Source organism: Pseudomonas sp. NFACC02, assembly GCF_900110765.1.
Taxonomy (GTDB): Bacteria; Pseudomonadota; Gammaproteobacteria; order Pseudomonadales; family Pseudomonadaceae; genus Aquipseudomonas.
Window position 1 is genome coordinate 25,773 of sequence record NZ_FOEO01000043.1, and the last position, 19,496, is coordinate 45,268.

A 19,496-nucleotide genomic window follows, 5' to 3' on the forward strand; every position below is an offset into this window, starting at 1 on the left:
GTCGAGAACTAAAAGGGGGATTCTAACGCTGGGCAGCGACGCGGTCGCTAGCGGCTGAATGACCCGATGTGGATGGCGCGAGGTTGCCGCGTTCGTCGCAGTCGCATCGGATCAGCTCGCGGGTGTCGACGTTGAGCAGCGTCATGACGTTACCCCAGACACAGCCGGTATCGAGCGCATAGATGCCCGGTTCGTTGCAGCGGCCTTCGAGTGCGGCCCAGTGCCCGAAAATGATGTTCAGGCCTTTGGTCTTGCGATCCTTGTGGCTGAACCACGGGGCATATCCGGCGGGTGCGCTGTCGAGACCTTCCTTGCTTTTAAGATCCAGTTTGCCGTCGGCGGTGCAGAAGCGCATGCGCGTGAAGTAGTTGGTGATCACGCGCAGTCGGGTGACACCGTGAAGGTCCTTGTCCCACTTGGCAGGCTCGTTGCCATACATGCCGTCGAGAAAGGGTTCGAACAGGTTATCGTCCCGCAGGGCTTCTTCGACTTCCTCGGCACATCGCAGCGCTTTCTTGAGCGTCCATTGAGGCGGGATGCCTGCGTGCACCAGCGCGATGTCCCGCTGGGCGTCGTAATGCAGAAGTTTCTGCTGGCGCAGCCATTCGAGCAGCTCGCTGGCATCCGGCGCTTCAAGAATTTCTCGCAGCGTGTCGCCTTTCTTCAGACGCTCGATATTTCGACCGGCAGCCAACAGGTGCAGGTCGTGATTGCCCAGCACGCAGACCACCGAGTCACGCATCGCATAGAGAAAACGCAACGTTTCCAGCGACTGGGGGCCCCGGTTGACGAGATCGCCCACCAGCCAGAGTGTGTCTTTGCCCGGTTGAAACGACACGCGTTGAAGCAGGCATTTCAGAGGTTCAAGGCAACCTTGAAGGTCGCCGACCGCATAAATCGTCATCAGTGAAGCGCCCCCGGCACCGCCAGGCGGAAGGGAGCAATGATCGCGTCGAAGCGTTTGCCGTCTTCGGCCAACATCTGATAACTGCCCTGCATGTTGCCCACCTTGGTGGTCATGACGGTGCCGCTGCTGTACGTATGGCTTTGTCCCGCTTGAATCAGCGGTTGCTGGCCGACCACGCCTTCGCCGCGCACCTCTTCGACATGGCCGTCGCCATCGGTGATCACCCAATGACGCGACAATAGCTTGGCCGGCAGCTCACCGTTGTTATGCACGGTGACGGTATAGGCGAAGGCAAAGCGGTTTTGCTCAGGCTGCGATTGTTCTGCGAGGAAGCGGGTGACGACGCTGACGTCGATCTGATAACGAGGATCGGACATGCAAGAGGCCTTGAAAGCGAAAGCGGAAAAAGCCGGAAAAGCCCGGTGAGGACTCAGTCTAGGACATGTGGCGGGTAAAAAACCAATCGCTGCCTGGTCCGCCACCTGTCCTGAGGCATTAGCCGACGACAGGCTTTTCGGTGAGTTTGTCAGCCAGACGGACGAATGCGGCCAGGTCCAGTTGCTCGGGACGCAGGCTGCCATCCACGCCTGCCTCGGCGATTTCATCGCTGTTGAGCAGGGCCTTCAGGGTATTGCGCAAGGTCTTGCGCCGCTGGTTGAAGGCTTCGCGGACGAGTCGTTCAAGCACGCGATGGTCCTTGGCCGGGTGCGGAAGCGTTTCATGCGGAACGAGCCGGACAATGGCGGAGTCGACTTTCGGCGGCGGGTTGAACGCGCCAGGCCCCACGTTGAACAAGTGTTCCACGCGGCAGTGGTACTGAACCATGATCGACAGACGGCCCCAGTCGCCGCCGCCAGGACCCGCGGCCAGACGCTCGACGACTTCCTTTTGCAGCATGAAGTGCATGTCACGGATGAGGTGAGCGTTTTGCAACAGATGGAAGATCAGCGGCGTGGAGATGTTATAGGGCAGGTTGCCAACGACCCGCAGGCTGCCGGGGGCCGCGTTCAGGCGGGTGAAGTCGAACTTCAGGGCGTCACCCTGATGCAGGTTGAAGTTCGGCATGGCGCTGAACTGCTGCATGAGGATCGGCACCAGATCCTTGTCCAGCTCTACCACGTCCAGTTGAGCGCCGCTGCTCAGCAGGCCTTCGGTCAGGGCGCCCTGGCCCGGGCCGATTTCCAGCATACGGTCTTCGGTCTTGGCGCGAATGGATCGCAGGATTTTGTCGATCACGCCAGCGTCGTGCAGGAAGTTCTGGCCAAATCGCTTGCGCGCTTTGTGTTGGTATTGCTCAGTCATTGACGGGTCTCAGCCATCTGGTAGGCGGTTTGTAACGCGACCTTGAGGCTGCCGGTGTCGATCTTGCCACTGCCTGCCAGATCCAGCGCAGTGCCGTGGTCCACGGAGGTGCGAATGATCGGCAGGCCCAGGGTGACGTTGACGGCTGCGCCGAAGCCTTTGTACTTCAGTACGGGCAGGCCTTGGTCGTGGTACATCGCCAGCACCGCATCGCAGTGCTCCAGATATTTTGGGGTAAAGAGAGTGTCGGCTGGCAGCGGGCCGCGCAAATCCAGGCCATCGCTGCGCAAACGCTCCAGGGTAGGTTCGATGATGTCGATTTCTTCGCGGCCCAGATGGCCGCTTTCGCCCGCATGCGGATTGAGTCCGCAGACCAGGATGCGGGGGTGGGCAATCCCGAACTTGTTGACCAGGTCCGCGTGCAGGATGCGGGTCACGCGTTCGATCCGCTCCGGCGTGATGGCATCAGCGACGTCGCGCAGGGGCAGGTGAGTCGTCACCAGTGCCACGCGCAGATCGCCGGTGGCGAGCATCATCACGACCTGCCGGGTGTGCGTCAGGTCCGCCAGGAACTCGGTGTGGCCGGAAAACGCGATGCCGCTCTCGTTGATCACGCCTTTGTGTACGGGGGCCGTGATCATGCCGGCAAAGTGACCGTCCATGCAGCCTTGGCCGGCACGGGTGAGTGTCTCCAGCACGAACGCGCCATTGGCTGCGTTCAGTTGTCCGGCAACGACAGGCGCCTGCAGCGGGGTATCCCAGACATACAGGCTTGCGGCAGGTGCGGGGTTGTCAGGCCAGGCGTCTGGCGTAACGGGAATCAGCCTGACGGCCACACCCAGTTGCGCGGCCCGCTCGGTGAGCAGGTCGCAACTGGTGATGGCAATCAGGGGATGAGGCTGGGACTGTTCGGCGAGCAGCAGGCAAAGGTCAGGGCCTATGCCAGCGGGCTCGCCGGGTGTCAGTGCGAAACGCTTGGGTTTCACTTGGCAGCCTGGTCGGCGCCAGGAAGCTTGATTTCCACGTACGCTTCATCGCGGATCTGACGCAGCCAGGTTTGAAGCTCTTCGTCGTACTTGCGGTTACGCAGGATGGTCATTGCTTGTTGCTCGCGCGCCTGGGTGGTGCTGTCGGTTGCGCGACGACCCAGGACTTCCAGCACATGCCAGCCGTACTGCGTCTGGAATGGCTTGGACACGACACCCTGAGGTGTCTCGTTCATGACGTCGCGGAATTCCGGGACCAACGAACGAGGATCAACCCAGTTCATGTCGCCGCCGTTGAGTGCCGAACCCGGGTCTTCAGAGAAATTCTTCGCCAGCTCGCCGAAGTCTTCGCCGTTCTGGATGCGGTCGTAGATGCGCTGTGCCAGCAGCTTGGTTTCTGCTTCGCTACGGATTTCGCTGGGTTTGATCAGGATGTGACGAACATGAACTTCGTCGCGCATCTGGGTCTGATTTTCGCCGCCGCGTTTTTCCAGCAACTTGAGAATGATGAATCCACCCGGTGTACGCGCAGGTGGCGTCACCTGGCCCGGGCTCATCGAGCTGAGCATGTCACCGAACGGTGGAGGCAGTTGAGCGGCTTTACGCCACCCCATGTCCCCGCCGTCCAGAGCGCTTTCGCTGGCCGAAGAGGCGATCGCGATCTGCTCGAAGTTGGCGCCTTGCTGCAGCTTGCCGTAGATGTCCTTGGCTTTGACGGCAGCCGCCTGGATCTGGTCCGAGGTTGCGCTGTCAGGCGTTGGAATCAGAATGTTCGCCAGGTGAAACTCTTCGGAGAACTGCGCCTTGCCCAGGTCTGAGGCAAGGAAGTTTTTCACTTCCTGCTCCGTCACCTGAATGCGCTCGGCAACCCGGCGCTGACGCACGCGGCTGATGATCATTTCCCGACGAATCTGTTCGCGCGCGCTTTGGAACGACAGACCGTCGTGCGCCAGTGCGGCCTTGAACTGATCGACGCTCATGTTGTTGCGTTGAGCAATGGTGCCGACCGCCTGGTTCAACTCTTCATCGGTAATGCGGATACCCGAGCGTTCGCCGATCTGCAGTTGCAGGTTTTCCAGAATCAGACGATCCAGAACCTGCGGCTCCAAAGCGCTGGCAGGCGGAACACCTTGCCCACGCTTGGCGATGGTTTGCTGAACTTCACGGGTGCGCTGGTCGAGCTGGCTTTGCATGACCACGTCGTTGTCGACGATGGCCACAACCTTGTCGATGGGGCGCACTTCAGCGTGCGCCACGGTACCGATGAGTAGCGCGCCCAGCATTAGCGGGCGCAGACAATCAGAAAGCTTGGTCTTCACGTTCACGATAACCTTGGATGCCTTTGTCGAGGAAGCTTTCAACTTTTTGGCCAACGACGCCACCAAGCCCCTTCAACACAATTTGCAGGAAAATGCCGCGGTCGCCTTTCTCGTTCTGCGCAACCTCTTGAGTGGATTCGTCATAGTCAACCCAGTAACGGTTGATCAGACGCAGCTTCCAGCAGCAGTTGTCGTATTCAAAACCACCAAAGGCCTCAAGCGTGCGGCTGCGGTTGTAGTCGTACTGCCAGCGAGCAATGGCGCTCCACTGCGGAACCACCGGCCAGATGACCGAGAAGTCATGCTGCTGGATTTTGTAGTAATCCTTGATGACGGAGCCGTCAGGCAGAACCGCATCGCCGCCGCCTACAGACCAGCGACCGGTTGTCTGGTCGTAACGAACCTGGTCGTTGCGATAGCGGTAACCGGCGTTGATGATCTTCCCTGGCTCGTCTTCAGGCTGGTAGTGAACCATTGCGCTGCCGGAGCGGGTGCTGCGGCTGTCCGGGTCCCAGTTGAAGTCCGAAGTGAGGCGCCAGTCGCGGTTGTAGCGATATTCGTATTCCAGTGCGTACGGAGACACGTCGGACTGCGCATCTTTACGGTCTTCGTAGCTGATGCCTGGCAATTGCACCTTGCGGTCTGCAAAGTAAAGCGCCTGACCGATACTGAAGCGTTGACGCTCGAAGCCGTTGTCTTCGATCCAGCGGTTGGTCACGCCCAGCGAGAGTTTGTTCTCGTCACCGATGCGGTCGGAACCGACGAAGCGGTTATCGCGGAACAGCGAGGCGTAGTTAAACGTTGTCTCACCCGTATCGAAAATCGGGATATCGTTCTGATCTTTTTCAGGCACATAGAGGTAGTACAGCCGCGGTTCCAGGGTCTGGCGATAATCCTTGCCGAACCAGTTGGTGTTTCGGTCAAAGTACAGGCCGCTGTCGACGCTGAAGATCGGGATGGAGCGGTCTACAGAGTTGTCGAAGCTCTGCTGATAACCGGCTTCCAGGTTCCTTTGGGTGAGGAGGTCGGCCTTTCCTTGTCCGTCCAGATCCAGATCATATTTCGTGTAAACGTACTTCAGTTTCGGTGTGACGTAACCGTAGCTGGCGGTCAGCGGCAGACTGATCGATGGTGCAAGGTTGAGTCTGTTGCCGTTGGCACGTTCGATGCCGAAGACGGAGTTATCCAGGCGTGAGCTCGGGAAGCCGTCTTCATCAATGTAATTGCCGGTGCGCAGGTCACGATCAAAGCGAACCAGCTCAGTGTTGTAATCGAACTTCAGGCCACCTGGATTAAATGGAAGGGTCCCATCCAGCGTCAGCTGTGGGAGACGACCATAAGGCGTGGTCTGAGTGACGGTGGTCAACTGATACTGCTGAACGTTCAGACGTGCCTGATAGCTATCGCCGCGATACGTCAGATCACCCTGCTGATTCAGGTAGTCGTGCGTGCTGACGCCTTCCTGACCACTCTTCAGGTCCTTGAAGTAGTAAGGATCGCTGACCTTGGTGTAATCGACATGCGCAGTCAGGCGCTCATCCAGGCCGCTGCGGTTCTGCCAGTTGATCATCCAGCGCGTGTCTTTGTAGTCAGACTGCAGCTTGCGATCATCGTTGTCGTCGTTCAGGTAAGCCGCACCGAACTGACCTTCACTGCTCTTGGTCAGGTAACGGAACTCGCCTTCAAGCAACAGACCACGTTTGGCCATGTACGTCGGGTACAACGTGGCGTCGTAGTTGGGCGCCAGGTTGAAGTAGTACGGGGTGAGCAACGAGAAGCCGGTGTCGCTGCTGGCACCGATGGTCGGTGGCAGGAAGCCGGACTGGCGACGGTCGTCGATCGGGAAATAGATATACGGGGTGTAGAGGATCGGAATGTCCTTCACACGCAAGGTGGCATTGGTCGCGGTACCGAAACCGGTGGCCGGGTTCAGGGTGATGTTGTTGCCCTTTACCGTCCAGGCGTTGCTGTTTGGTTCGCACGTGGTGTACGTACCGTCCTTCAAACGGATGATCGCGTTCTCTGCGCGGCGAGCGTACAGCGCGTTACCCCGCACGTTGGATTTGTGCAGCACGTATTCGGCGTTATCGACCTTCGCTTCGCCGGTGTCCAACTGGACTTCGGCGTGGTCACCGACGATCAGCGCGCCGTTGTCGCGCAGACGGACGTTGCCGTTCAGCTCGCCACGGTTTTCAGCCTGGTGCAGGCTCGCTTCTTCGGATTCGACCTGCATGCTGCCCTGGCGCATGACGACGTCACCGGCCAGGGTCGCGATCTGTTCTTCCTGCTGATAACGCGAAGCCTTGGCGCCGATGAAGGTCGGCGCGTCGCTCTTGGCGGTCTTGTCGTCCATGCCCGGACGAATCGGCTCGATGTAGGCGCCGGAGCAGTAAGGACCGGTTTCCGCCAGTTGGGCAGCGGTCAGCTTCTCGCGTGGAACCCAGTCCAGGTGACTGTAGTCGGCACTGCGCGATTTCAGGCCACGACCCTTGGCTTCGGTGACGAGCATCGTTTTGGGCACCACCTCACCGCTTTCGGTCGTGGTCGTGCCCTCAGTCGCCGTGCTGGTGTTGGACGACACGCTGTTGGCGTCGTGCACCGGCCGCGGAGGCAACTGGGCTGCAGTGGTTTTTGGAGAGCAATCCCAGGAACCTGTTGCAGACACCGAGCAGTCATACTGTTCAGCTGCAACCACGTACTGGGTGGCCAGAGGTTGCATCGCCAGCAAACTGCCGGTTACGAGCAACGGAAATTTTTTACGAAACGCGGGGGATTTCAATGCCATCTTATTAGTCCGGGCTTCCTGCGCGCCATCTGCCCGCGGGGGGGCCGCACGCCTCTCGATGGGCTGAAAAAGATGTCGGATAATAAAGCATGACCCGCTTGACGGCTAGCGCCGTCGGAGACCCTTGTAATGCCAGATCAAGATGTACGCCTGCAACACCTGAAAAGTTGGCTCGATGAGCAGCTGCCGAAGTTGTTTTTGGCGCAAGGCTGGGGCGCCATACCCCCGGCCACGTTGACTGCGGCCAGCAGTGATGCAAGTTTTCGACGTTATTTCCGTTGGGAGGGCGAGGGCCGCACTTTTATCGTGATGGACGCTCCACCTCCTCAGGAAAACTGCAAACCCTTCGTTGATGTCGCTCATTTATTGAGCGAATCAGGCATTAATGTTCCGAAAATTTATGCCGAAGACCTGAATCAAGGCTTTCTCCTGCTGAACGATCTGGGCAGAAAAACCTTTCTCGACGTCATCGATGAACACAATGCCGATCAATTGTTCGCCGATGCCATCGATGCATTGCTGGCTTATCAGCGGTTGCCGATGGACGCGCCATTGCCCAGTTACGATGTCGCGCTGCTGCGCCGTGAGCTTGAGCTTTTTCCTGAGTGGTACGTGAAGCGTCATTTGGGTATCGAGTTCGACGCGGCTCAGCACGCCAGTTGGCAACGGGTCAGTGAACTGTTGATCGACAGTGCGCTGGCGCAGCCTAAGGTGCTGGTTCACCGCGACTACATGCCGCGCAACCTGATGCTCAGCGAGCAGAACCCTGGCGTGCTGGACTTTCAGGATGCGGTATACGGCCCGGTGACCTACGACATCACTTGCCTGTTCAAGGATGCCTTCCTGAGCTGGCCGGAAGAGCGCGTCGCAAACTGGCTAAAAGTGTATTGGGACAAAGCGGGTGGCTTGGGCATTCCCGTGCAAGAGGATTTCAACGAGTTTCGTCGTGCCAGCGATTTGATGGGCGTACAGCGTCATTTGAAGGTGATCGGTATTTTTGCGCGCATCTGCCATCGGGATGGCAAGCCGCGTTACATTGCCGACGTACCGCGCTTCTTCTCTTATATAGAAGCCGTGCTCGCGCGCCGGCCGGAACTGGTGGAGTTGAGCAACCTGCTGACCAGTCTCGGTCAGTCAAAGCAATAAGCCATCGTTTTAAGGAATGGATGTGAAGACTGTCTGGAAGAGGGACGCATGAAAGCGATGATTCTGGCCGCAGGCAAAGGCGAGCGCCTGCGCCCGCTGACCCTGCACACGCCCAAGCCGCTGGTGCGTGCCGGGGGTGTCCCGTTGATCGAATACCACCTGCGCGCGCTTAAGGCGGCGGGCTTCACTGAGGTGGTGATCAACCACGCCTGGCTCGGCCAGCAGATCGAGGATTACCTGGGCGACGGGCAGCGTCTGGGGTTGAACATCGCCTATTCGCCCGAAGGCGAGCCGCTTGAAACCGGCGGAGGCATTTTTCGTGCGCTGCCGTTGCTGGGCGATGAACCGTTTCTGGTGGTCAACGGCGACATCTGGACCGATTGCGATTTCGCGCCACTGAAGGCGCCGATCAACGGTCTGGCGCACCTGGTCTTGGTGGACAACCCGCTGCATCACCCTGCCGGTGATTTCGCGTTGGTGGGTGGCGAGGTTCGGGATGACGCCAGCCTGCCGCGGCTAACCTACAGCGGCATTGCCATTTTGCACCCACAACTATTCGCCGGCTGCAACGCGGGGGCGTTCAAGCTCGCGCCGTTGTTGCGCGACGCGATGGGCAAGGGGCGAGTGACCGGTGAGCATTTCACCGGGCGCTGGGTGGATGTCGGAACCCATGAACGCTTGGCGGAAGTCGAACAGATTCTTGCGGTGAAACCCTAGATGCTCTGGCCTTTTACTGTGATGGGCGGTGGCGTCGGGTATGCGATTGCGAGCATTCCGGGCGCCATGCTGGGGGCTTTGTTGGGGCAGGCGCTTGACCGGCGCCTGCATGTGCAGAGCCTGGCCGAACTGCGTGAGCGCATCAGCGGACGCAGTGTTCCGCGTGACGATGAGCTGATTTTCATCTTGCTGGGTCGGCTGGCCAAAAGTGACGGCCGGGTCGTTGACGGTCATATTCAACAAGCGCGCATCGAGATGCAGCGAATGGACATGAGCGATCCCGCCAAGCGCCGGGCGATTGCGGCGTTCAATCGCGGTAAGGACGGTCGCGATAATCTGCGCGTACACCTGACACGGCTGAAACCGCAGCCAAATGCGGCCGAAGGGGTGTTGCGCGCCTGCTGGCGTATGGCCTGGGCAGACGGCAAGGCCACGCGCGCGGAGCGTGAGTTGATCGTGCTGTGGGGCAAATGGCTGGGCTGGCCTGCCGACAAGGTTGAGGCGCTGTCCTCGAAGGAAGACGAACAGCGAGCGCGTGCGCCGGCGAGCAGTGGTGGCGAGTATCAAGAGGCGTTGCGCCTGCTGGGCGTCAGGGCAGATGCGGAGCCCGCACAGATCAAGCGTGCGTACCGCCGCTTATTGAGCCGTCACCACCCAGACAAGGTCGCCGGCCTGGGTGCCAATCCACTGCAGGTGCGTGATGCGACTGAAAGAACGCGAGAGCTGCACAGTGCCTATGCCGTGATCAAGGACAAGCGCGGGTTTCGGTGAACCTGTTTCCGTCTGATTTTTGAGCCGGATCACACAGTATCGGCGTCGTCCTCATGTATTCGGACCGACACGAACCCTGTGGGAGCCGTCCGAGGTTACGAGGGCCGCGAAAGCGGTGTGTCAGTTGCCATAGATGTTGCTGACCCATTGCATTCGCGAGCAAGCTCACTCCCACCGTATCAGTGGCGTGCTTAGGTATTCGGAACGACACGAACCCTGTAGGAGCTGTCCGAGGTTACGAGGGTATGGGCCGCAATTCGGACGAAGGCGGTGTGTCAGTCACTGTGGATGTGGCTGACCCACCGCATTCGCCAGCAAGCCTTCCGCGAACCTACTGCCCTTCAAGCCACCCGCGCACACGGCGGAACAGTTGATCCTGTTCCATCGCCGGGTTACCTGGAATCGAGCTCAGCGTGACTTGCGTGAAGCGTGCGTTTTTCACGCGTTTGCTTGCATCCAGGCGATCCTGGGCCTGCTGACGCGGGACGGTTCGCTCCTTGTTGACGAAGTCCGCTGTGGCGACTTTCAGGTTCGGTATCAGCTCCAGCAATGACGGCGTATCGTTTCCGGTGTCGACCGCTGTCACCAGCACCAGTTTCTGAATGGCAGGCGAAGCGTGTTCGCTCATGTACCGCGCAGCCCAGTAGGCGCCTGTGCCATGACCCAACAATACGACGGTACGCGCTTTGTTCTGTTGAGCGAACGCCACGGCACTGTCGATACGGGCGAAGATTTTTTCCGCGTGGGCTTTGGTCAGTTCCGCTTGCGCCGCCGCTTGTTCGGCAGCAGCGGCCGCATCGGCTTCGGCTGCGGCGGCTGGATCGGGCGCCTTGGCCTGTTCGTCCTTGGTCTTGTCGGCAGGTGCTTTGTCACCCGTTGGAGCCGGGTCGGCGGCGCGTGCGAAAACGTCGTTGTAGGCGTCCGGCATGCTCAGACTCAAGCTCGACCAACCCACGTCAGGGAACTTGCGACGCAACGGTCCTACGGCGTTGGGCCAGTCAGGCGATTCGTCCGCGCCGGGCACAATCACCACCGCGCCCTTGGGTTCGTCGACATTGGCGGGCTTCCACAAGGCCAGGAAGCGGTCGTCGCCAGCCTGCAACTGTTGTTGTTCGGCTTGTGGCACCGAGCGCTCCAGCGCCAGCGCATCTTCCTGGCTGCGTGAGGGCAGGGGAGCGCGCTCAATAGGCGTTTCGGCGGGCTTGGCATCTTTGGCCGGCGCAGGATCTGCCGCCATCGCGATCTGCGAGCAAGGTAGTATCAGCGTCAGGCAAATCGCGGGAAACATTGCGCGAATGGTGTAGGACATCGGATATTCCAAAAGCCAGAAACAATTCCGGCAGCCTAATGGGTTGATGACGGTTTGTCAGGCCGGTATCGGCGAGCACGTGGGCGACACGCGCGCCACATGATTGAACGAGGATTCAGGGAAGTGGAGATGACGGGTTGAGAATCCACGTGCGGTGCCTTCGGGTTATCGGCGGTGCGAGCGCGCGCTTGATGCTTCTGGTGTTGATCGTCCTCTCTTCACTGGCGCAGGCTGGCGTGCCCACCGCGTCGCCCGACCCGCTCAGCAGTTCGCAACGAGCGTGGCTCAATCAACGTGCCCAATTGCGGGTCGGGCTGGTATTGCAGGCGCCCTATGCGCAATTTGACCGACGGGCGCAGGTGCTGTCGGGCGCCAATGTCGATCTGGTTAACCTGATGGCCAGAACCCTTCAGGTCGAGTTGCTCTGGCGCCACTTTGCGGACCAGGCGGAGCTAGAGAAAGCGCTCGCTGACGGCGAGATCGACTTTGCTCCCGGCCTGACGCAAACCCCCGCGGGTCTTCGTCTCTGGTTGTACTCCGACCCCTATATGCGCGTGCCACAACTGGTGGTCGGCGAGCGCGATGGCTCAGGTGTTGTCGATCTGGAGAAACTGGATAGCCAGGTGCGCGTCGCCGTGCGCATGCCCAGCGCCACCGCGGACTATCTGCGCTCCAACTACACCCATCTCAATTTGCAGGGCGTGCCGATGGAGCGTCAGGCGTTGCAATTGCTGTTGAGCCAGCAGGCACGATACGCAATCGTGGACGAGGCGCAACTCAGTCGCTTGTCCCGTGAAAGCGAGTTCGCAGGCCTGGCCGTGGTGGGGGACATCGGCTTTCCGCAACTGCTGCGGGTCGCCTCCCGGCGCGACATGCCTGAGCTTGCCGAGATCATCAGTCGCGCGCTGAACGTGATCGCGCCGAAGGACCTTGACCAGTTGCATGCCCAGTGGCTGCAGCCCAAGTACCCGCAAGTCACTGACTCCCCGGGCCTGTGGAAAAACATCACGCTGCTCTTGGTGGTGCTGGTGTTGGCGAGCGCGGCCATCGTGTTCTGGCAACGCAAGCAACAGCAACTGCTCGAACGTGAATTGTTGGCGGCCCGTGAGGACATCGCCAGACGTCAAGCGGGTGAGGAGTCACTGCGTCTGGCGCAATTCTCCATCGACCAAAGCACCGTCGGCATTCTTTGGGTCAACTGGGACAGCCACGTGCGTTACGCCAATCGGGCGGCGGAAAGCATGCTGGGGTATGAGCAGGGCGGCGTGGTGGATCGGCCGTTGATTGATTTCGAGCCCGGCCTGAACATGGATCGCTGGCTCAATCTCTGGAAAAACGCACGCTCCAGTGATGAAGCCCCGCAGAGTTTCGAAAGCAATTGTGTTCGCGCGGACGGCAGCATCCTGCCCGCGGACGTGTCGCTGAGTTTTTTGCGCTTTCGCGAGGCTGAATACCTGGTGGTGTTCATCACCGACGTGACCGAGCGCCGTCGCTCGCTGGCCGCGTTGCAGGAAAGCGAAGCCCGCTTGCAGGTGCTGGCCGAGCAACTGCGGGACTTGTCGGCGCACCTGGAAACCGTTCGGGAAGAGGAAAAGGCACGCATCGCCCGCGAGGTTCACGACGAGTTGGGTCAGATGTTGACCGTGCTGAAGCTGGAAACGTCGATGTGCGAACTGGCCTACGCCGATCTCGATCCCGGGCTGCGGGATCGCCTGAACAGCATGAAGCGCTTGATCGCCCAGTTATTTCAGTTGGTGCGTGACGTCGCGACGGCGCTACGACCGCCGATTCTCGATGCCGGCATCGCTTCGGCCATCGAGTGGCAAGCCCGGCGTTTTGAAGCGCGCACGCAGATCCCGTGTCTGGTCCAGGTGCCGGACAACCTGCCGACGTTGCCGGATGCGACCGCCATCGGTCTGTTTCGCATCCTTCAGGAGTCGTTGACCAATGTCATGCGTCACGCCGAGGCGCACACTGTCGAATTGAACCTGAGCCTGAGCAACGGTGTGCTGTGCATGAGCGTGGCCGACGACGGCAAAGGCTTCGATCAACGAGCAGAGCGTCCGGCGTCGTTCGGACTGGTGGGCATGCGCGAGCGGGTATTGATCATGGGCGGACGATTGCATCTGGACAGCACGCTGGGCGAAGGCACAACCTTGCGTGTCTACATTCCGCTGGAACAGGTTGCGCAGGAGCAAGTGCAGTGATTCGTGTATTGGTCGCCGAAGACCACACCATCGTTCGAGAAGGCATCAAGCAGTTGATCGGTCTTGCCAAGGACCTGCAGGTGGTGGGGGAGGCCAGCAATGGTGAACAGTTACTGGAAGGCCTGCGTCATATCGAGTGCGAGGTCGTGCTGCTCGACATTTCCATGCCCGGCGTGAACGGTCTGGAAGCCATCCCGAGAATCCGTGCACTGAATAATCCTCCCGCCATTCTGGTGCTCTCGATGCATGACGAGGCGCAAATGGCGGCTCGCGCCTTGAAGATTGGCGCTGCCGGGTACGCCACCAAGGACAGTGATCCGGCATTGCTGCTGACTGCAATACGACGGGTAGCGTCAGGCGGTCGCTACATCGACCCGGACCTGGCCGATCGCATGGTGTTCGAGGTTGGCCTGACGGACAGCCGGCCGTTGCATTCGCTGCTGTCCGAGCGCGAGTTCTCGGTCTTCGAGCGCCTGGCTCAAGGCGCCAACGTGAACGACATCGCCCAACAACTGGCACTGAGCAGCAAGACCATCAGTACGCACAAAGCGCGCCTGATGCAGAAGCTCAACATCACTTCGCTGGCAGAGCTGGTGAAGTACGCGATGGAGCACAAGCTGGTGTGATCACATGTCTGAAAGCGACCGTTTTCAGCGCCCGTAATGCCCCCTTCGCGGGCAAGCTCGCTCCCACAGAAAGACTACGATCCCCTGTAGGAGCGCGCTTGCCCGCGAATGGGTTTCAACGTGCGAAATCCGTCTGACTGACTGCATGCCTATTCCCGCCATCCGTGTAGGGCAATTCCTACAGAGAACCTTCCACCGCACCTAGGACAATCTCTCCTGCGCCCCGATTTGCGCGGTCTGGGGGCTACTCTAGGCTTGCTCCCACGGTGGATTAAACAAAGGTGTGGGTAATGAGCAACGTCGATTCAAGCGCTGGGGCAAGTGATGTTCTGGTCTGCTTTCGTGGTGTGCAGAAGAGCTACGACGGCGAAGCCCTGATCGTCAAAGACCTCAACCTGGACATCCGCAAGGGCGAGTTCCTCACCCTGCTTGGGCCTTCCGGTTCCGGCAAGACCACCAGCCTGATGATGCTTGCCGGTTTCGAAACCCCGACTGCGGGCGAGATCCTGCTGGCGGGCCGGTCGATCAACAACGTGCCGCCGCACAAGCGCGACATCGGCATGGTGTTTCAGAACTACGCCCTGTTCCCGCACATGACGGTTGCCGAGAACCTGGCGTTCCCGCTGTCGGTGCGCGGCATGAGCAAGACCGACGTCGCGGAGAAGGTGAAGAAGGCGCTGGACATGGTCCAGCTTGGCGCGCTTTCCCATCGTTATCCGGCGCAGATGTCCGGTGGTCAGCAACAGCGTGTCGCGCTGGCCCGCGCGCTGGTGTTCGAACCGCAGTTGGTCTTGATGGATGAACCTCTCGGCGCGCTCGACAAGCAACTGCGTGAACACATGCAGATGGAGATCAAGCACCTGCACCAACGTCTGGGCGTAACCGTCGTTTACGTGACCCACGACCAGGGCGAGGCGCTGACCATGTCCGACCGCGTTGCCGTCTTTCACCAGGGCGAAATTCAACAGATCGCGCCGCCGCGTACGTTGTACGAAGAGCCGAAAAACACCTTCGTCGCCAACTTCATCGGCGAGAACAATCGCATCAACGGCACGCTGCTCAGCCAGGCTGGTGATCGCTGTGTGGTGACCCTGAGCCGCGGCGAGAAGGTCGAGGCGCTGGCGGTCAACGTAGGCGTACCGGGCGCTCCCGTCACCCTGTCGATTCGTCCCGAGCGTGTGCACCTCAATGGCCGGAGCGAGAGCTGTGTCAATCGTTTCTCCGGACGCGTGGCTGAATTCATCTACCTGGGCGACCACGTGCGTGTGCGCCTGGAGGTAGCCGGGAAAACCGATTTCTTCGTCAAGCAGCCCATTGCCGAGCTGGATCCGGCGCTGAGCGTTGGCGACGTTGTGCCCATTGGATGGCAGGTCGAACACGCGCGCGCGTTGGACCCTTTGCAGGACGCGCAGTGATTCATCCGCAGTAGTCGCAAACAGCAGCACCCAGAGGCGACCGAATCGCCCCCAATTGCTTAACCAACATTGTTCGTGGAGAGAAAAACAAATGCTCAAGACATTGAAGCTCACCGCTCTATCGGTCGGCATGACGTGCGCGGCGCAAGCGATGGCCGCCGACCTGACTGTCATTTCCTTCGGTGGCGCGAACAAGGCAGCGCAGGAAAAGGCCTTCTACGCACCGTGGGAAAAAGCAGGCAACGGCAAGATCATTGCGGGTGAGTACAACGGTGAGATGGCCAAGGTCAAAGCCATGGTCGACACCAAGAGTGTTAACTGGGATCTGGTCGAGGTCGAGTCGCCTGAGTTGTCTCGCGGTTGCGACGAAGACATGTTTGAGCAAATCGATCCGAAGCTTCTGGGCAATAAGGAAGACTACGTAAAAGGTGCTATCCAGTCCTGCGGCGTTGGTTTCTTTGTATGGTCGACCGTGTTGGCGTACAACGCCGACAAACTGAAAACCGCTCCGGCCAGTTGGGCTGATTTTTGGGATACCAAGAAATTCCCGGGCAAACGTGGCCTGCGTAAAGGCGCCAAGTACACGTTGGAATTCGCGCTGATGGCTGACGGCGTTGCACCGAATGACGTCTACAAAGTGCTGGCCAGCAAAGACGGTCAGGACCGTGCCTTCAAGATGCTCGACAAGCTCAAGCCAAACATTCAGTGGTGGGAAGCAGGCGCCCAGCCGCCTCAGTTCCTGCAGTCGGGCGATGTCGTGATGAGCTCGGCCTACAACGGTCGCATCGCTGCCGTGCAGAAGGAAAGCAACTTGAAAGTGGTCTGGACCGGTGGCGTCTACGATTTCGACTCTTGGGCTATTCCTAAAGGCGCGAAAAACGCCGAGGAAGCCAAGAAGTTTCTGGCCTACACCCTCAAGCCTGAGCAACAGAAGACCTATTCCGAGAATATCGCCTATGGCCCGGCCAACTCTCAAGCTGTTGCCCTGCTGACAGCGGAAAATCAGAAAAACATGCCAACCACGCCTGAGAATATCAAGGATCAGGTGCAGTTGGACGTGAGCTTCTGGACCGACAATGGTGAGTCGCTGGAACAGCGTTTCAACGCCTGGGCTGCCAAGTAAGTCATCTGCGATAACCCGCCTGGTCAGAACGTGTGGGCGGCTCGCTGGCGAATGCGGAGAATCATTCAACCTCGCGGGGTCTGGTCTGACCTCTTCGCCAGCAAGCCGCACACAGACCGATTTGCGTCCATGCCATTTTTGCGTCAGACCCGGATGTGCCTGCTTTCTCTCATCGATTGAACAGCCGCATCCTTTGTTGAAAGATTTCGGAGTTCGCTATGGCCACCGCCGTGCCCCTGACTGAAGGCGCCAGCCCGACCTTGAAGCAACGCCTGGCCCGTGCCGAGCGCGTCAATCGCTGGAAGGCTCAGGCGTTGATCGCGCCATTGGCGATTTTCCTGTTGCTGGTGTTTCTGGTGCCGATTGCGGCGCTGCTCTACAAGAGCGTGAACAACCCTGAAGTGGTTAGCGGCATGCCGTTGACCGTGGTTGAAGTGTCGAAGTGGGATGGCAAAGGCCTGCCGCCGGAGTCGGTCTACAAGGCCGCGAGTCAGGATCTGGCCGAGGCCCGCAAGAATCAGACATTGGGCGATTTGTCCAAGCGTCTGAACCAGGAACTGGCCGGTTACCGCAGCCTGTTGGCGAAAACGGCCCGCGCGGTTCCGTTCAAGGAAGAGCCTGCTTCTTATAAGGAAGCGCTGGAAGCGGTCGATGAGCGCTGGGGTGATCCTGCGTACTGGCAGGCGATCCGTCGCAACACCTCAAGCATCACCCCTTATTACTTGCTGGCCGCTGTGGACCATCGCATCGACGACCTCGGTGAGGTGGCGCCAGCGACCCCTGATCAGGCGATCTACATCGATATCTTTGCCCGCACTTTCTGGATGGGCCTGGTGATCACCGTGATCTGCCTGGTCCTGGCCTATCCGCTGGCGTACCTGCTGGCGAATCTGCCGGCACGTCAAAGCAACCTGTTGATGATTCTGGTGCTGTTGCCGTTCTGGACCTCCATTCTGGTGCGCGTCGCGGCATGGATCGTATTGCTGCAGTCGAGCGGTCTGATCAACGGTGCCCTGATGGCGCTGGGCATCATCGATAAACCGCTGGAGCTCGTGTTCAACCGGGTCGGCGTCTACATCTCGATGGTCCACATCATGCTGCCGTTCATGATCCTGCCGATCTACAGCGTCATGAAAGGCATCTCGCCGACGTATATGCGCGCGGCTATCTCGCTGGGTTGCAACCCGTTCGCCAGCTTCTGGCGGGTGTACTTCCCACAGACCTATGCCGGTGTCGGCGCAGGCTGCCTGTTGGTGTTCATTCTGGCCATCGGTTACTACATCACCCCGGCGTTGCTGGGCAGCCCGAACGATCAGATGGTCAGCTACTTCGTGGCCTTCTATACCAACACCAGCATCAACTGGGGTATGGCGACGGCGTTGGGGGGCTTGCTGCTGCTGGCGACCGTCGTGCTGTACCTGATCTATAGCTGGCTCGTCGGCGCCAGCCGCCTGCGTTTGAGCTGAGGAGACTGACATGTTGAGCCCTTATTCCTCGCCCATCGAGCGGGTCTGGTACTACGCACTGCGCATCCTGTGCGGGCTGATTCTGTTGTTCCTGGTGTTGCCGGTGCTGGTCATCGTACCGTTGTCGTTCAACTCGGGCAGTTTTCTGGTGTATCCGCTGCAAGGCTTCTCGTTGCACTGGTACCAGGACTTCTTCGGTTCGGCCGAGTGGATGCGTTCGTTGAAGAACAGCCTGATCGTTGCACCGGCTGCGACCCTTCTGGCCATGGGCTTCGGGACGTTGGCGGCGATCGGTTTGACCCGCAGCAACTTCCCCGGCAAGTCGCTGGTGATGGCGCTGGTCATCTCGCCGATGGTCGTGCCGGTGGTTATCGTGGGGGTTGCCAGTTACCTGTTCTTCGCGCCTTTGGGGCTGGGTAACAGCTACACCTCGTTGATCCTGGTGCACGCCGTGTTGGGTGTTCCGTTCGTGATCATCACCGTGTCGGCCACGCTGCAAGGCTTCAACTACAACCTGGTGCGGGCGGCCGCCAGCCTCGGCGCGTCGCCGTTAACGGCTTTCCGTCGCGTGACCTTGCCCTTGATTGCACCGGGCGTGATTTCCGGCGCCTTGTTTGCCTTTGCGACCTCGTTCGACGAAGTCGTGGTGACGCTGTTCCTCGCAGGTCCTGAACAAGCGACGCTGCCACGGCAGATGTTCAGCGGCATCCGCGAAAACCTCAGCCCGACCATCGCGGCTGCCGCGACCTTGCTGATCGGCTTCTCGGTGGTGCTGCTGCTCGCCCTGGAATGGCTGCGTGGGCGCAGCGAGAAACTGCGCACGGCGGTGGAGTGACCGGCTGGAACGCCCACCGCCCCCCAGTGATTGATCGTGCCCACGCTTTGCGTGGGTATGCATGCCGTGACGCTCCGCGTCACACCGACGCGGAGCGTCCAGCCAACCGTTACCACGCAGAGCGTGGGAACGATCAATGCAACACCCCTGTAGGAGCGTGATTCAGCAGCACGCGGCATACCGTCAGATCGGGATCAAGCGTTTATCACAACTCCGCTTCTGCCCGCAGGGCGTAGGAGCGTGGCTTGCCCCGCGATCTGCCGGGAACCGGCAGCAAACCCGATGCATGCGGAGTGTCAGGTATAACCAAGTCGCCTGATTTTGCTGCCGCTGCGCGCCAGATCGTCCGGATGCGGCCCAGAGACAAGCCACGCTCCTACAGGGTGGCGTGCGAAGGATTGATGCACGCATCAAAGAAAGCGAGGAGCGTTAGCTCCAGCCAGCGTTGCTCTTGTACACGACAGTCCAGACACCACAAATCGCGACTTGGGTGCAGGCCAAACGCAGACGACGCGCAGTGGGCCGAGCGGCATGGATGCCGCGAGAGCGCCGTCAGGGCATGGATGCCCGTTCGGCGCGGGC

At 59.9% G+C, this 19,496-nt stretch carries 16 protein-coding genes; 9 read left to right on the plus strand and 7 right to left on the minus strand.

From position 1 onward, the window contains the following. Window positions 1–22: 22 nt before the first annotated feature. The 6 genes from BMY73_RS23440 to BMY73_RS23465 all read right to left on the minus strand — a co-directional run bounded on the left by BMY73_RS23440 (window position 23) and on the right by BMY73_RS23465 (window position 7,299). On the minus strand, window positions 23–904 hold the full coding sequence (locus BMY73_RS23440) for a symmetrical bis(5'-nucleosyl)-tetraphosphatase (protein ID WP_092410097.1): 882 nt from the start codon (window positions 902–904) through the stop codon (window positions 23–25). Further along, complete coding sequence (apaG, locus tag BMY73_RS23445) at window positions 904–1,284, minus strand: Co2+/Mg2+ efflux protein ApaG (protein WP_062385205.1); 381 nt, start codon at window positions 1,282–1,284, stop codon at window positions 904–906. Before apaG ends, BMY73_RS23440 begins: the two co-directional genes overlap by 1 nt. 118 nt (window positions 1,285–1,402) lie before the next feature. Continuing rightward, a complete protein-coding gene (rsmA, locus tag BMY73_RS23450) occupies window positions 1,403–2,209 on the minus strand; it encodes a 16S rRNA (adenine(1518)-N(6)/adenine(1519)-N(6))-dimethyltransferase RsmA (RefSeq protein WP_092410099.1) in 807 nt (268 codons plus the stop codon). Continuing rightward, window positions 2,206–3,195, minus strand: coding sequence for a 4-hydroxythreonine-4-phosphate dehydrogenase PdxA (pdxA, locus tag BMY73_RS23455; protein ID WP_092410101.1), 990 nt, complete (start codon window positions 3,193–3,195; stop codon window positions 2,206–2,208). The genes rsmA and pdxA overlap by 4 nt, the downstream gene beginning before the upstream one ends. Then, on the minus strand, window positions 3,192–4,514 hold the full coding sequence (locus tag BMY73_RS23460) for a peptidylprolyl isomerase (RefSeq protein ID WP_062385200.1): 1,323 nt from the start codon (window positions 4,512–4,514) through the stop codon (window positions 3,192–3,194). The genes pdxA and BMY73_RS23460 overlap by 4 nt, the downstream gene beginning before the upstream one ends. Continuing rightward, the gene (locus tag BMY73_RS23465) at window positions 4,495–7,299 is read right to left on the minus strand and encodes an LPS-assembly protein LptD (protein WP_092410105.1); all 2,805 of its coding nucleotides are present in this window, start codon (window positions 7,297–7,299) and stop codon (window positions 4,495–4,497) included. The genes BMY73_RS23460 and BMY73_RS23465 overlap by 20 nt, the downstream gene beginning before the upstream one ends. A 129-nt stretch (window positions 7,300–7,428) precedes the next feature. Here BMY73_RS23465 and BMY73_RS23470 point away from each other — a divergent pair, with 129 nt between their 5' ends. The 3 genes from BMY73_RS23470 to BMY73_RS23480 are packed head-to-tail and all read left to right on the plus strand — an operon-like array spanning window position 7,429 to window position 9,933. Continuing rightward, entirely contained in the window at window positions 7,429–8,445 is a 1,017-nt protein-coding gene (locus BMY73_RS23470) for an aminoglycoside phosphotransferase family protein (protein WP_092410107.1), read from the plus strand. A 48-nt stretch (window positions 8,446–8,493) separates the two neighbouring features. Next, window positions 8,494–9,162 carry an N-acetylmuramate alpha-1-phosphate uridylyltransferase MurU gene (murU, locus tag BMY73_RS23475; protein WP_092410109.1) on the plus strand — a complete coding sequence of 223 codons (669 nt, stop codon included), beginning with the start codon at window positions 8,494–8,496 and terminating at the stop codon, window positions 9,160–9,162. After that, complete coding sequence (locus BMY73_RS23480) at window positions 9,163–9,933, plus strand: DnaJ domain-containing protein (protein WP_092410111.1); 771 nt, start codon at window positions 9,163–9,165, stop codon at window positions 9,931–9,933. It abuts the gene before it with no gap. A 331-nt stretch (window positions 9,934–10,264) separates the two neighbouring features. On the opposite strand, the gene BMY73_RS23485 is transcribed toward BMY73_RS23480, so the two are convergent. Continuing rightward, window positions 10,265–11,242: an alpha/beta hydrolase family protein gene (locus tag BMY73_RS23485; RefSeq protein WP_062385191.1), complete on the minus strand. Its 978-nt coding sequence runs from the start codon at window positions 11,240–11,242 to the stop codon at window positions 10,265–10,267. 191 nt (window positions 11,243–11,433) lie between these two features. On the opposite strand from BMY73_RS23485, the gene BMY73_RS23490 reads away from it, so the two are divergent. From BMY73_RS23490 to BMY73_RS23515, 6 genes are all read left to right on the plus strand, one after another. Continuing rightward, window positions 11,434–13,449 carry a PAS domain-containing sensor histidine kinase gene (locus tag BMY73_RS23490; protein ID WP_092410113.1) on the plus strand — a complete coding sequence of 672 codons (2,016 nt, stop codon included), beginning with the start codon at window positions 11,434–11,436 and terminating at the stop codon, window positions 13,447–13,449. Continuing rightward, window positions 13,446–14,075, plus strand: coding sequence for a response regulator (locus BMY73_RS23495; protein WP_062385187.1), 630 nt, complete (start codon window positions 13,446–13,448; stop codon window positions 14,073–14,075). The genes BMY73_RS23490 and BMY73_RS23495 overlap by 4 nt, the downstream gene beginning before the upstream one ends. Before the next feature lie 290 nt (window positions 14,076–14,365). Continuing rightward, entirely contained in the window at window positions 14,366–15,490 is a 1,125-nt protein-coding gene (locus BMY73_RS23500) for an ABC transporter ATP-binding protein (protein ID WP_092410115.1), read from the plus strand. Window positions 15,491–15,581: 91 nt separating this feature from the next. Further along, the gene (locus BMY73_RS23505; protein WP_092410117.1) at window positions 15,582–16,613 is read left to right on the plus strand and encodes a polyamine ABC transporter substrate-binding protein; all 1,032 of its coding nucleotides are present in this window, start codon (window positions 15,582–15,584) and stop codon (window positions 16,611–16,613) included. A gap of 218 nt (window positions 16,614–16,831) precedes the next feature. Beyond that, entirely contained in the window at window positions 16,832–18,079 is a 1,248-nt protein-coding gene (locus tag BMY73_RS23510; protein ID WP_062385184.1) for an ABC transporter permease, read from the plus strand. Between the two features lie 10 nt (window positions 18,080–18,089). After that, the gene (locus BMY73_RS23515) at window positions 18,090–18,914 is read left to right on the plus strand and encodes an ABC transporter permease (protein WP_062385183.1); all 825 of its coding nucleotides are present in this window, start codon (window positions 18,090–18,092) and stop codon (window positions 18,912–18,914) included. Window positions 18,915–19,496: the final 582 nt, after the last annotated feature.